Annotated in this window: 13 protein-coding genes; 6 read left to right on the top strand and 7 right to left on the bottom strand. The window is 64.4% G+C overall.

Annotated features, from left to right (window positions below; translation table 11 throughout):
• Nucleotides 1-17 precede the first annotated feature (17 nt).
• The 6 genes from AC1DVM_RS00925 to AC1DVM_RS00950 form a co-directional block, all read right to left on the bottom strand.
• Nucleotides 18-722 carry an ABC transporter ATP-binding protein gene (locus AC1DVM_RS00925; RefSeq protein WP_477251183.1) on the bottom strand — a complete coding sequence of 235 codons (705 nt, stop codon included), beginning with the start codon at nucleotides 720-722 and terminating at the stop codon, nucleotides 18-20.
• Nucleotides 715-1,506: an ABC transporter ATP-binding protein gene (locus AC1DVM_RS00930; protein WP_477251185.1), complete on the bottom strand. Its 792-nt coding sequence runs from the start codon at nucleotides 1,504-1,506 to the stop codon at nucleotides 715-717. The genes AC1DVM_RS00925 and AC1DVM_RS00930 overlap by 8 nt, the downstream gene beginning before the upstream one ends.
• On the bottom strand, nucleotides 1,503-2,513 hold the full coding sequence (locus AC1DVM_RS00935) for a branched-chain amino acid ABC transporter permease (RefSeq protein WP_477251187.1): 1,011 nt from the start codon (nucleotides 2,511-2,513) through the stop codon (nucleotides 1,503-1,505). The genes AC1DVM_RS00930 and AC1DVM_RS00935 overlap by 4 nt, the downstream gene beginning before the upstream one ends.
• Complete coding sequence (locus AC1DVM_RS00940) at nucleotides 2,510-3,394, bottom strand: branched-chain amino acid ABC transporter permease (RefSeq protein WP_477251189.1); 885 nt, start codon at nucleotides 3,392-3,394, stop codon at nucleotides 2,510-2,512. Before AC1DVM_RS00940 ends, AC1DVM_RS00935 begins: the two co-directional genes overlap by 4 nt.
• 83 nt (nucleotides 3,395-3,477) lie before the next feature.
• Complete coding sequence (locus AC1DVM_RS00945; protein ID WP_477251191.1) at nucleotides 3,478-4,752, bottom strand: ABC transporter substrate-binding protein; 1,275 nt, start codon at nucleotides 4,750-4,752, stop codon at nucleotides 3,478-3,480.
• Between the two features lie 81 nt (nucleotides 4,753-4,833).
• Complete coding sequence (locus AC1DVM_RS00950; protein ID WP_477251193.1) at nucleotides 4,834-5,679, bottom strand: SDR family NAD(P)-dependent oxidoreductase; 846 nt, start codon at nucleotides 5,677-5,679, stop codon at nucleotides 4,834-4,836.
• Nucleotides 5,680-5,830: 151 nt separating this feature from the next.
• On the opposite strand from AC1DVM_RS00950, the gene AC1DVM_RS00955 reads away from it, so the two are divergent.
• From AC1DVM_RS00955 to AC1DVM_RS00975, 5 genes are all read left to right on the top strand, one after another.
• Nucleotides 5,831-6,562, top strand: a complete 732-nt coding sequence (locus AC1DVM_RS00955; RefSeq protein ID WP_477251195.1) for an SDR family NAD(P)-dependent oxidoreductase — start codon at nucleotides 5,831-5,833, stop codon at nucleotides 6,560-6,562.
• Between the two features lie 104 nt (nucleotides 6,563-6,666).
• Nucleotides 6,667-7,020 carry a hypothetical protein gene (locus tag AC1DVM_RS00960; protein ID WP_477251196.1) on the top strand — a complete coding sequence of 118 codons (354 nt, stop codon included), beginning with the start codon at nucleotides 6,667-6,669 and terminating at the stop codon, nucleotides 7,018-7,020.
• A 39-nt stretch (nucleotides 7,021-7,059) separates the two neighbouring features.
• Entirely contained in the window at nucleotides 7,060-7,809 is a 750-nt protein-coding gene (locus tag AC1DVM_RS00965) for an electron transfer flavoprotein subunit beta/FixA family protein (RefSeq protein WP_477251198.1), read from the top strand.
• A 29-nt stretch (nucleotides 7,810-7,838) separates the two neighbouring features.
• The gene (locus AC1DVM_RS00970; protein ID WP_477251199.1) at nucleotides 7,839-8,768 is read left to right on the top strand and encodes an electron transfer flavoprotein subunit alpha/FixB family protein; all 930 of its coding nucleotides are present in this window, start codon (nucleotides 7,839-7,841) and stop codon (nucleotides 8,766-8,768) included.
• Between the two features lies 1 nt (nucleotide 8,769).
• Nucleotides 8,770-10,023, top strand: a complete 1,254-nt coding sequence (locus tag AC1DVM_RS00975; protein ID WP_477251200.1) for a CaiB/BaiF CoA transferase family protein — start codon at nucleotides 8,770-8,772, stop codon at nucleotides 10,021-10,023.
• 13 nt (nucleotides 10,024-10,036) lie between these two features.
• Here the strand turns inward: AC1DVM_RS00975 and AC1DVM_RS00980 are convergent, their stop codons facing one another.
• Nucleotides 10,037-10,348 (bottom strand): NIPSNAP family protein, encoded by a 312-nt coding sequence (locus AC1DVM_RS00980; RefSeq protein ID WP_477251202.1) that lies wholly within the window; start codon nucleotides 10,346-10,348, stop codon nucleotides 10,037-10,039.
• A 152-nt stretch (nucleotides 10,349-10,500) separates the two neighbouring features.
• Between AC1DVM_RS00980 and AC1DVM_RS00985 the strand changes: the two genes are divergently transcribed.
• Complete coding sequence (locus AC1DVM_RS00985) at nucleotides 10,501-11,637, top strand: acyl-CoA dehydrogenase family protein (RefSeq protein WP_477251204.1); 1,137 nt, start codon at nucleotides 10,501-10,503, stop codon at nucleotides 11,635-11,637.
• The last annotated feature ends 9 nt before the right edge of the window (nucleotides 11,638-11,646 follow it).

Genomic DNA, 11,646 nt, shown 5'->3' on the forward strand with positions numbered 1-11,646 from the left:
TCGGCCGAGCGCGGCGTTCACACCGCCAGATATCTCTGCTGAAGATCCGGGCGCGCGTCGAACGACGCCCATGGCCCGTCGAACACGACGCGGCCGCTGTCGATCAGATAAAGACGCTCGGTGCAAAGGCGCGCAAACCGGACATTCTGTTCGGCGACCAGCAGTGCCGTGCCGTTCTCGCGCCGGATGGCGATCAATTGCCGGGCGAGCTGTTCGACGATGACCGGCGCCAGACCCTCCGTGGGCTCGTCGAGCAGGAGAAACTCCGGCCGCGCCAGCATTGCCCGGGCGATGGCCAGCAATTGCTGCTGCCCGCCGCTCAATTCGAAGCCGAGGCGCTGGCGCAGATTGGCGAGCATCGGAAACAGCGCCAGCACGTCCTCGACCGAATAGGGAGCCACTCCCGGACGGGCCGCATGCCCGCCCATGGCGATGTTCTCCGCAACCGTCAGGTGAGGGTAGATCCGGCGATCCTCGGGCACCAGCCCAAGGCCGCGACGGGCGCGCTGGAAACTGGGCAGCGTCGTGATCTCCTCGCCACGATGGAGGATGGGTCCGACGACGCGCGGACCGCCGTTCATGATGCTCTTGAACAGGGTTGTCTTGCCGACGCCGTTCCGTCCGAGGATCGCCACGCCCTCGCCGTCGGCGATCGACACGGTGACGTCCTGCACGATGTGGCTGTCGCCATAGAAAGCGTTGAGCGGTCCGACTTCAAGCATGGACAGGCTCCGACCCGAGATAGATCTCCCGCACCATGGGATCGTCGCGCACCTCGGCGGGCGTGCCGGTGGCAACCACGGCGCCCTGATGGAGAACGGCGACGCGCGACGCGAGGCCGAACACCACGCCCATGTCGTGTTCGGTCAGCACGATCGTCATGTTGTGGCGCTCCCGGATGGCGGCGATCAATTCGGTCGCGCCGCGACGATCGGCCGGCGACATCCCGGCGGTCGGTTCGTCGAGCATCAGGATTCGCGGACGCAACGCGAGACTCATGGCGAGCTCCAGCCGTTTCTTGTCGCCATGCGACAGGAGGCGAGCCGGCTCGTCGCGCTTGTCGATCAGGCCGACCTCCAGCAGCGTCTCCTCGACCGCGGCGCGGACATCCGCCGATGGGCGGCAGGCAAGCCGATGGGTGGGGCGCTTTCCGCTGTTGCGCTCATAGGCCTCGATGGCGATGACCACGTTTTCGTCGGTCGTGAGTTCCGGAAACACCCGCGCCACTTGGAACGATCGTCCGAAACCGAGACGGACGCGTTTCCATTCGGGCATCCGCGTGACGTCCTGTCCCTCGAAGCGCACGGTGCCCGAATCGGCGAAGACCTCGCCGCTCAGCACCTTGAACAGGGTCGTCTTGCCGGCGCCGTTGGGGCCGATGACCGCGAAGGTATCACCCTCGGCGACCGCCACGTCGACGCCCTTCAGAACTTTCACCGATGGATAATCCTTCACCACGCCGGTGGCGACGAGGAGCGGGTCGGCCGCGGGGCTGCGATCACTCATCGGACGATCTCCGGCCGCGCGACCAAGGCGGGCTTGCGGCTCATGCGCTTGCGCAGGCGCGACAACCCGCCGAGAAGGCCGCCCGGAAAGGCGAGAACGACCAGCAGCAGGATCGATCCGATGACGATTTCCGACAGCCCGTGCAAGGTGCGTGTGCCGTATTCGAGAACCGCGAAGATGAGCGCGCCGACGGCGGGTCCCCAGAAGCTCTGGACGCCGCCCAGAAGCGTGTAGAGAATCGGCCGCGCCGAAAAGGTCCAATGCGCGATCTCGGGCGTCAGCAATTGCAGCCACGGAGCATAAAGCGCCCCGGCGATGGCAGTCGTTCCCGACGCGATGGCAAAGGACGACAGGCGATAGGCTCCGACATTGATGCCAAGAAACGCCGCGCGCTCGGCATCCTGCTGGAGGCTCTTGAACACCCGCCCCATGCGGCTGTGCATCACCCACCACAGGCCAGCGACCAGAAGCGCGCACATGACGAGCATGAAATGATAGTAATTCTCGCCGCTCGCGAGATCGATGGTCGTGAAGCCGAGCGACAGTCGCGGCCGCCTGATGCCCGTAAACCCATCCTCGCGGCCGAGCGCCGGAATGTAGGACAGCAGCAGGTAGACGATCTGGCTCAGCGCCAATGTCAGGATGGCAAAGTACACGCCGACGGACCGGCGCAGGGCGATGATTCCCACCAGGAATGCCACGAAGGCTCCGAACGCGCCGACGGCTGCGAAGAGCAGCAGGGGATGGATCCCCGGCGCGACCTTCGCGGTCCATGCGAACGCATAGCCGCCGATGGCGAAGAACGACGCATGGCCGAAGCTCACAAGGCCCGTCTGCCCGAACATGAGGTTCCAGCTCAGGCCGAACACCACATGCAGCGCCAGCGTTCCGGCGACGAAAACGATGCCCTTGTTGGTCACGAAGGGCAGGGATGCGAGGACCACCAGCACGATGGCGCCGATGGCGAGGTCGCGCCGCCAGTCGCTGCCTCTTGGTCGCGCTGTCATAGGCGTGCTCCTGCGATCAGACCTTGCGGACGCACCAGCAGCATCACCGCCATGGCGACGTAGAAGAAGATCCCGGGCACTTGGGTGAAGATGACCGAGCCGTAGGAATCGATCACGCAGAGCAGGATCGATGCCAGGAAGGTGCCGCGAATGTTACCCATGCCGCCGACGATGAGGACGCCGAAGGCCTGCACCACGAACACGCTGGCGAGGTTGGGCGACAGGGTCTGGTTCGGCAGCAAGAGCCCGCCGGCGAGCCCCGCGAGGAAGAAGCCGATCACGACGATCCAGGCATAGAAGCGCGGCACGTTGATGCCGAGCATGCCTGCCATCCAGGGATCGCTCGCCACAGATTTCATGAGCTTTCCGGTCGCCGTGTGCTGCAGGATCCATTCGAGCAGCCCGTAACAGAGAACGCCCAGGACGATGATGAAGATGGCGAAGAGCGGCATGACGAGATCATCGACCATGAATGCGCCGCCAAGCGCAGTCGGCGTCATCACGCTGTGAAACGACACGCCCCAGATGGCCTTGACGGCGCCCTCCGAGATCAGCAGCAACGCGTAGGTGGCGATCAGCGAATAGGCCTCGTCCACATGCTGGAGCGGGCGGAAGACAAGGCGCTCCACCACGAGCCCGCACAAGCCCACGACGATTCCCGCCGCGATGCTGATGAGAAGGTAGGCGACGAGCGAGGTGTCGCTCGCGAAGGTTTTGACCAGCGAAAAGGCCAGATACGCCCCGATCATGAAAAAGCCCCCATGGGCGAAGTTCAGGATGCGGAGGATGCCGAAGACGAGCGTCAGCCCGGTGGCGAAAAGAAACACCACCATGGCGGTGAAAAGCCCGTTGAACAGGGGGCCGAAAAGAAGCGCTAGCATGATGGCTCATCTGTCCGTCGCCTTGCCGGCGAACATGCCGGCAAGGCGCGAGAGGAAGTGCGGCGCAAAAAGCAAACGAACACTCAGCGCTTGTTGTACAGGAACTTCAACGGCTGGCCGGGCGACGGCTCTTCGCTGAGGCCCTCGTCCTTGATCACCTTGTGGCCGGTGATCTTCCATCCCTGCTCGGTGTCATCGGGTCCGAACTGCACGAAGTTGATGTCGCAGATCGCCTGATGGTCCTCCTTGCGGATTTTGCGCATGCCCTTGCACGAGTCGAATTCCAGCCCTTCCAGCGCCGCGATCACCTTGTCGGTGTCGGTGCTGCCGGCTTTCTGGATGGCGTTCGCATAGGCGAGCACGGAGGTGTGAGCCTCGCCCACATAGCCCGCCGGATACTTGTCGTTCGTCGCCTTCACGTAGGCGTCGTAGAGGTCGTCGTTGATCTTGTGTCCCTTGTAGGCGCCGTAGAACCAGTGGAAGCCGGACCACAGGCCCGGAGGCGTGTTCTTGCCCATCGCCTGCGCGATGATGAATTCGCTACCCGGGTCGACGAGAACCTTGAACTTCTTGGTAAGTCCGTAGGCCGCCGCCTGTCCGAACATGGTGACGGCATCGCCCCCATAGACGCCGCAATAAAGTCCTTCGGACTTGCTGCGCATGAGTTGCGCAATCTCGTTCTTGTAGTCGGTCGCGCCGAACTTCGCCCAGATCGCATCGGTGATCGTCACCGGCTTCTTGTTGAGCTCGGGGTAGAATTGCAGCATGCCGTCGACGAAGGAATCCCAGTTCGACGTGCCGATGGCGGTTTGCGGATTGATGGCGGTCCAGTCCGAGACGGCCGGGTAATCGCCCGCCACCAGTTTGGCAAGCGCGCGCTGGCGCGAATAGGCGTGGTCCGCGGTGCGGAACACGTTGGGGCTGAACTGGTCGTGGGTGAGTTCGTTGGCGGCTGCCGCCGAGACGACGAGGACGGACTTGTCGGCCTGCAGGGTCGGCGCGATGGCGAGCGCCACGCCGCTCGACAACACGCCCAGCATCAGGTTCACGCCGTTGCCCGCGAGATCCTTGGCGGCCGCGACACCCGCCGCCGGCGCGGCCTTGTCGTCGCGGGTCACGAGCTCGATCTTGCGGCCGAGCACACCGCCCGCCTGATTGATCTGGTTGACTGCGATGGTCGCGCCGGCGAGCTGATAGCGGCCGATCACCTCCTGCGAGCCGCTCAGCGGCGCGATGAGGCCGAGACGGATCGGCTGGCCTTGGGCGAAGCTCGGACGCGTAAAGCTTCCGAACGCGCTCGCGGCGCCGAAAACCGCAAGCGATTTGGTGATCTGGCGCCTTGTGAAATCTGTCGACATGGTTCCCTCCCTTTATTTTATCTATCAAACGGTAGTTAGATTCTGGGGCCCGTCAATGGCATTGATGCGCGCGCCCAGGCGCTATTCGGTGTAGATGCCGGCGGTCAGAAGCGACGCGGAGGCAAGGTCCGCCCCCTGTCGATTGGTGTAGAAGCCGGCGCACAGGCCGCCATCGACCGGCACGATCGCGCCGGTGACGTAGGAGGCGGCGTCGGAGAGAAGGAACAGCACCATGGCGGCGATTTCGCCCGGCTGCGCCATGCGGCCGAGCGGGGTCCGGTTGTTCAAGACCTCCTCGACGAAGCGCGGCGGAATTCCCTTGCGGACCAGCGGCGTGTCGACGCCGTTCGGCGCCACCGCGTTGACCCGGATGCCCCGGCGTCCCCACTCGATGGCCAGAACCTCGGTGAGGCCCGAAACGCCGAATTTCGCCGAGCAATAGTTGGAGCGGCCCGCGAAGCCCCCCAGCGAATTGACCGACCCGATATTGACGATGGCGCCGCCGGTTTGGGCCAGCATGCGCCGACCCGCCGCTTGGCATGACAGGAACATGCCCTTGAGGTTGGTGTCGACGACGAGATCCCAGGTGGCTTCCGTCATGCTCTCGGCGGGAGCCGGGCGGGACAGCCCTGCAGCGGTGACAAGGCCGTTGAGAGGACCGAACTCGGCTTCCAGGGCCGCGATCGACGCCTCGGTCGCCTCCGCGTCTCTGACGTCGAAGGGCAGAGCCAGCGCCTTACCGCCCGATTGGCGGAGTTCGGCGGCGATCTCTTCAGCGGCGCTTTCCTGCAAGTCCCCAACGCCGACCGCGGCACCGGCGCTCACGAGGGCACGGGTCACCGCCTCCCCGATGCCGGAGGCCGCGCCCGTCACCAGAACCGTCCTGCCCGCAAAATCGAAGCTGACGTCACGCGAGGACGGCTGCATGGCACGTTCCTTCTCGCCGGCGCTGTGCCGGTGGGTCTGTCAAGAAAAGGCGGTTACGGCGAAGGCAAGATTTTCGCGCCTTTCAATTATCTAACAGTTGTTAGATACTGGCGTCAACCGCGTTGCCGGGTTCGCCGCGAGAGGGACTGGAATGGCTGAGTTCGACGGACAGGTCTGCGTGGTGACAGGCGGCGGCCGCGGAATCGGCCGGGCCATCGTCGACATGTTCGCCGCCGAGGGCGCGGAGGTTCACTCCCTCGACATTGGCGAGCAGCCGACATCCGGCGATACCGGAAATGTCCATCGTCACCATTGCGACATCACGGACCTCCCGGCCGTGGAGGCTTTCTTCGCGGCCCTCGCCTCCGCGCGACACAGCGTCGACGTGCTGGTGAACAATGCCGCCGCCGTCACGCGCGCGGTGCCGATCACCGCGCTGTCGCCGGAGGAATGGGAGCGTACGATCGCCGTCAACATCACAGGCACGTTCAACGTTACGCGAAGCGCGCTGCCCCACATGCGCACCGGCGCGCGCATCATCAATCTCGCATCCACCTTCGCGCATGTCGGCTCGCCCGGTCGCGTCGCCTACTCGACCACGAAGGGCGCGATCCTTGCCTTCACGCGCAGCCTCGCCCTCGATACGGCGGAGCTGGGCATTCGCGTGAACTGCATTTCGCCGGGAGGCATCGCCACCGACCGCCTCGTCGCGTTGTTCGGGTCGCAGCAGGAAGCGGAGGAGCGCCTCGCGCCGCTTCACCCCATCGGTCATACGGGCAAACCGTCGGACATCGCTGACGCCGTGTGGTTCCTCGCCTCGCGCCGCTCGGCCTTCATGACCGGCGCGGATCTGCGCGTCGACGGCGGATACACGGCGCAGTAAGGGGCGATCCGTCACCGTGCGGCGGCCCTTGCTTATATTTCGAACGTTTGTTAGATTTCGACGAAAGGGTGCCGGCTTGTGCCGGCTTTCAACAAGAGGCCGCCATGGCGAAGTACAACCTGATCGCGCTCACCAACCCGCTGGAAGGGCGCGACGACGAATTCAACGATTGGTACACCAACGTCCATCTCGCGGACGTCCTGAAACTGCCCGGCGTCACCGCGGCGCAGCGCTATCGCCTCGCCGACACGCAGCATCGCGCAGGCCCGCTGGACTGGGCCTACATGGCCGTCTACGAGATCGAGATCGACGACATTTCGCGGACGCTCTCGGCGCTGAAGGCGGCGAGCGGAAGCGACGCGATGCCCCTTTCGCCCTCGCTCTCGCCGGAGCGCATGGTGTGGATCTACGAACCCATCACCGAACGGGTCGAACGCCCGGCCGCCATCGCCGGCTGACCGGCAGCTGCATCAGCGCATCGATACGGAAGAAGTGACATGAAAGTACTGGTCCCGGTCAAACGGGTTGTCGACTACAACGTGAAGATCCGCCTCAAGTCGGATGGATCGGGCGTCGAACTCGCGAACGTCAAGATGTCGATGAATCCGTTCGACGAGATCGCGGTCGAAGAGGCGATCCGCCTGAAGGAAGCCGGCCGGGTCACGGAGATCGTCGCCGTGTCCATCGGGCCTGCCCAGGCCCAGGAAACCCTGCGCACCGCGCTGGCGATGGGCGCCGACCGGGCGATCCTCGTCAAGGTCGACGGGCCCGTGGAGCCGCTCGCGGTCGCCAAGTTGCTGAAAGGTGTCGTCGATGCCGAACAGCCCGGCCTCGTCATCCTCGGCAAGCAGGCCATCGACGACGACGCCAACCAGACCGGCCAGATGCTGGCGGCACTGCTCGGCTGGGGCCAGGGCACCTTCGCGTCGAAGGTCGAAATCGACGGCGAGACTCTGCGCGTGACGCGCGAAGTCGATGGCGGCCTGCAGACATTGGATCTCAGACTTCCGGCGATCGTCACCACGGACCTGCGACTCAACGAGCCGCGTTACGCATCGCTCCCCAATATCATGAAGGCGAAAAAGAAACCGCTGGACGAGAAGGCTCCGGCGGATTTTGGCGTCGATGTCGCGCCGCGCCTGAAGGTGCTCGCCACCGAGGAACCCGGCGGGCGCAAGGCCGGCGTCAAGGTGAAGTCCGTGGCCGAACTGATCGACAAGCTGAAGAACGAAGCCGGCGTGCTCTGACCGGGCCGTTTTGAAGAGGAAACACGCATATGGCCATTCTTTTGATTGCCGAACACGACAATGCAACGCTGTCCGACCAGACCGCCAAGGCTCTGTCGGCTGCGCTGCGGATTGGCCCGGAGGTCCATGTTCTGGTGGCCGGGAAGGGCGCGCAGGCCGCGGCCGAGGCGGCGGCCCGCCTGGAGGGAGCGGCCAAGGTTCTCCTCGCGGAGGCAGACGAACTCCAGCAGCAGCTTGCCGAGCCGCTTGCTGCGCTGATCGTGTCGCTTGCGCCCGCTTACGACACAATCGTGGCGCCCGCCACCGCATCGGGAAAGAACGTCCTGCCGCGCGTCGCCGCCCTGCTCGACGTGGCGCAAATTTCCGAGATCGTCGCAGTGGTGTCGCCCGACACCTTCAAGCGTCCGATCTATGCGGGCAATGCCATTCAAACCGTGCAATCGACCGATGCCACGAAGGTGATCACCGTTCGCACGGCTTCGTTCGCCTCGGCTGGAAACGGCGGCTCGGCGACGATCGAGCGGGTCGACGCGGCGTCCGACCCCGCCTTGTCGGCCTTCGTCGAGAACAGGCTCTCCGAATCCGACCGTCCCGATCTGTCGGCAGCGAAAATCATCGTCTCTGGCGGCCGCGCGCTCGGCTCCGCCGAGGAGTTCAAGCGAATCATCCTTCCGCTTGCCGACAAGCTGGGGGCGGCTGTCGGCGCGTCCCGCGCCGCGGTCGATGCGGGCTACGCGCCCAACGACTGGCAGGTCGGCCAGACGGGCAAGGTGGTGGCGCCCCAGCTCTACATCGCCGTCGGCATTTCGGGCGCCATCCAGCATCTCGCCGGCATGAAGGATTCCAAGGTGATCGTCGCCATCAACAAGGACGAGGAGGCGCCGATCTTCCAGGTTGCCGATTACGGCCTCGTCGGCGACCTCTTCACGATCCTGCCGGAACTCGAAAAGGCGCTTTGACATGGCTGAGGTCTCGGGTGCGCTGGCGGGCGTCAAGGTCGTCGATCTGACTCAGATGCTGGCCGGTCCCTATTGCACGATGCTGCTGGCGGATCAGGGCGCGAACGTGATCAAGATCGAGCCGGTCGACGGCGATCCTACGCGGCATTTCGGGCCTTTTCCGAAGGATGACACCGCGCACCATTTCGGCGGCTATTTCCAGAGCACGAACCGCAACAAGAAAAGCGTCGCGCTCGATCTCAAATCCGCCGAAGGAAAGGCGCTGTTCCTGCTGCTCGCGAAGGATGCGGACATCGTGGTGGAGAATTTCCGCGCCGGCGTGATGGACCGGCTCGGCATCGGCTACGAGGTGCTGGCGGCGGATAATCCGCGTCTTGTCTATGCGGCCATCCGCGGCTTCGGCGATCCGCGCACGGGCGCGAGCCCCTATGTCAATCGACCGGCTTTCGACGTGGTGGCGCAGGCGATGGGCGGCGCGATGGGAATCACCGGCCCCGATGCCGAGACACCGATGAAGATCGGTCCGGGCGTCGGCGACATCTTTCCGGCCGCGCTCGCAGCCTTCGGCATCATGGCGGYGCTCCACCATGCGACCCGCACGGGCCAGGGACAATTCGTCGACGTGGCCATGTACGACGGCGTTCTCGCCATGTGCGAGCGCGTCGTCTACCAATATTCGTATATGGGAAGATCGCCCGTGCCCGAGGGCAACCAGCACCCGATCCTGTGCCCGTTCGGCACTTTCAATGCCCGGGACGGGCAGGTGACGATCGGCTGTCCGCGCGATTCCTTCTGGGCCGAACTCACCACCATCATGGGGCAGCCGGACCTCGCGACCGATCCGCAATTCGCCACAAACAATGCGCGCCTCGCCCATGCGGCCCAGACGGTCGCCATCGTTGAGGCGTGGAGTTGCGTGCGCACGAAAGCCGAGATCGCCGAGGCGCTCGACGGGCGCGTTCCCTTCGGTCCCGTCAACACCGCGGCGGATATCTACGCCGATCCTCATGTGGCGGCGCGCCACATGCTGGTCGAGGTCGAGCATCCCGGCTCGGCGCGACCCGTCACGATCGCCTCGACGCCGATCCGCATGACCGCCACGCCCGGTGGTGTCTTTCATCGGGCGCCGCTCGTCGGCGAGGATACTGACGAGATCCTGGCAGGCCTGGGATTGTCCAGCGCGGAGATCGCGGAGTTGAAGTCCCATCGGGTCGTGGCCGGCGGCCGCAACGAAGAAGCCGCCGAGCGCGCGTGAGGCTAGGGCCGTCTCAGCGAATGGGCGAGAAGCCTGTCGGCTTCAGGATTATCGTTTCCATCGTCTGGATATAGGGCGTGGTCTTGGGACCGAACGCGATCCATTCCGGGTCGGCATAGAGCTTGGCCCTGAGTTCGTCGCGCTGCGCCATGCTGTCATAGCCCCACATGGTGACGACCTGGTTCAGAGTGCCGATCTCGGAGACGAAATAGCCGATCATCTTCAGGTATTTGGTATGCAGCGCGAGCCCTTCGGCTTCGTACAGGGCGAGGAATTCCTGCACCTTGCCGGGATGAAACGTGTAGGTGCGCTTCTCGATGATCATGGGTGTTGCCTCTTCGCGAACGATCGGACGCACGCTAATCCGGCTTGCAATTAAATTCAAACAAATGTTAGAAAAACTGCCGCACGTTACCGGAGATGCATCACGAAGCGCATCGGCCCGACTGGCCTCGCCGAGACGGCATCGGAGGAAAAATGATCGAGCGCACGCTGTTTTCCCCAGAGCATGAGATGTTCCGCGAATCCGTTCGCCGCTTCATGGAGCGCGAATTGGCGCCGCACCACGAGGAGTGGGAGGAGAAGGGCGAAGTGCCCCGCTGGGCGTGGAAGAAGGCCGGCGAGCAGGGCTTTTTATGCGCCGCGATCCCCGAGGAATGGGGGGGCGTCGGGGCGGATCGCCGCTATTCGATCATCCTGATGGAGGAGCAGGCCCGGCTCAATCTGACGGGTCTCGGCTTTGCGCTCCATTCCGATATCGTCGCCCCCTACATCCATCATTACGGCAGCACGGAGCAGAAGCTCGCCTGGTTGCCGAAGATGGCGACCGGCGATTTCATCGCCGGCATCGCCATGACGGAGCCGGGCGGCGGCTCGGACCTCCAGGCCATCCGCACGACGGCGATCCGCGATGGCGACGAATACGTCGTCTCGGGCCAGAAGACCTTCATCACCAACGGCCAGACCGCCGATCTCTTCCTCGTCGCCTGCAAGACGGATCGCAGCGAAGGCGCGCGGGGCATCAGCCTGGTGATGGTCGAGGCCGACCGTCCCGGCTTCGAGCGTGGCCGCCGCCTGAAGAAGCTCGGCACCAAGGCGCAGGACACGTCGGAATTGTTTTTCAACGACGTGCGCGTTCCGGTCACCAACCTGATCGGCGAGGAGGGCAAGGGCTTCGGCTACATGATGCAGGAACTTGCCTGGGAACGCATGCATGTGGGCATCCAGGCCGTATCCTGCTGCGAGGCGGCGCTCCAATGGACCATCGACTACACCAGAAACCGCAAGGCGTTCGGCAAGGCGGTGATCGATTTCCAGAACTCCCGGTTCACCCTGGCGGAGATGAAGACCGAAGTGCAGGTCGGCCGCGTCTTCCTCGATCGCTGTCTCGAGCTCGTGCTCGAGAACAAGCTCGATACGACCACCGCCGCGATGGTGAAGCTGTGGACCAGCGAAATGCAGGGCAAGGTGCTGGACGCCTGCCTGCAGCTCCACGGCGGCTACGGGTTCATGTGGGAATATCCCATCACCCGCGCTTACGCGGATGCGCGCGTCCAGCGGATCTATGCCGGCACCAACGAAATCATGAAGGAATTGATCGGCAGGACCTTGTAGGGAACAGCG

It is taken from the genome of Microvirga sp. P4_A5, assembly GCF_056402495.1.